Annotated in this window: 1 protein-coding gene and 1 pseudogene; both read right to left on the reverse strand. The window is 69.3% G+C overall.

Going from position 1 to position 1227, the window contains the following annotated elements; genetic code table 11:
- Positions 1–581 (reverse strand): annotated as a pseudogene (locus sphsw_RS11260) (mannitol dehydrogenase family protein); the annotation flags it as partial.
- Positions 578–1227 (reverse strand): glucuronate isomerase (locus tag sphsw_RS11265; protein ID WP_031440706.1); only part of this gene is annotated, 650 nt, incomplete at its 5' end. The gene sphsw_RS11265 and the pseudogene sphsw_RS11260, both read right to left, overlap by 4 nt.

The raw sequence follows: 1227 nt of genomic DNA on the forward strand, positions 1-1227 counted from the left end.
CGCATCAACAGCGCGCCATTGCCCGACAGATTGTCGCACGACACCAGCGTCAGCCCGCCTGCCCCCGCGCCGCGCCGCCGATCGAGCGCCGCCGCCAGAAAGCCGAAGATCGTCCGCGGCACGCCGCCGCCCAGGTCGTGCGCGATCGCCGGATCGTCGATAAGCAGCGCGCCGGTCGCCGGATGCCGGTAATAGCCCTTTTCGGTGACGGTCAGCGTCACGACCCGAATCTCAGGGTCGGCGAGCGCGGCGATCACCGCGTCGGGATCCTCCGCGGCGACCAGCAGCGTGTCGATCACGTCGATCAGCCGGGTCGCGCTGACGCCGTTCGACCGTTCGGTCACGGTATACAGCCCGTCCTGCGGCGCGAGCGTATCACGCACCTGCGGCGAGCGCAGCGACACGCCGGTGATCCGCCAGCCCGCGTCCGGCATCGACGCATCCTGCGTATAGACCGCCTGATGCGCGCGGTGGAACGCGCCGATCCCGAGATGGACGATCCGCCCGACGGTCGCGGCCGAGGATGCCGGCTGCGTCACGTCGGCGGCGAGCGCGGATCGCGTGGCCTTCGACAGCCTCACAGCCGGTACGCCTTGCGGACCAGATCGCTCGTCAGTTCGCGCGCGAGCTCTGCTGCCTCCCAATCCTCCAGCCGGTGCTCGGCGACCAGCCGCGCGAGATAGCCGCAGTCGATCCGGCGTGCGACGTCGTGCCGCGCCGGGATCGACAGAAAGGCGCGCGTGTCGTCGTTGAAGCCGACGGTGTTGTAGAAGCCCGCGGTCTCGGTGGTCATCTCGCGGAACCGCCACATCCCCTCGGGACTGTCGTGGAACCACCAGGCGGGGCCGAGCTTCAGGCACGGATAATGCCCCGCCAGCGGTGCCAGCTCGCGCGCATAGACCGTCTCGTCGAGCGTGAAGAGGATGATCGACAGCGCGGTCGAGGTCCCGAACCGGTCGAGCAGCGGCTTGAGCGCATGGACATAGTCGGTGCGTCCGGGAATATCCGCGCCCTTGTCGCGGCCATGGCTGGCGAACAGTCCGGCATTGTGATTGCGCACCGAGCCGGGATGGATCTGCATGACCATGCCGTCCTCGACGCTCATCGCCGCCATCTCGGTCAGCATCTGCGCGCGGAAGAGCTCGGCGTCGGCGGCGGTCCAGTCGTCGCCGGTGATGCGCGCGAACAGCGCCTCGCATTCGGGCGTCGACAGGTTCGCGGTCGCGG

It is taken from the genome of Sphingomonas sp. FUKUSWIS1 (assembly GCF_000733135.1).
Taxonomy (GTDB): domain Bacteria; phylum Pseudomonadota; class Alphaproteobacteria; order Sphingomonadales; family Sphingomonadaceae; genus Sphingomonas; species Sphingomonas aerolata.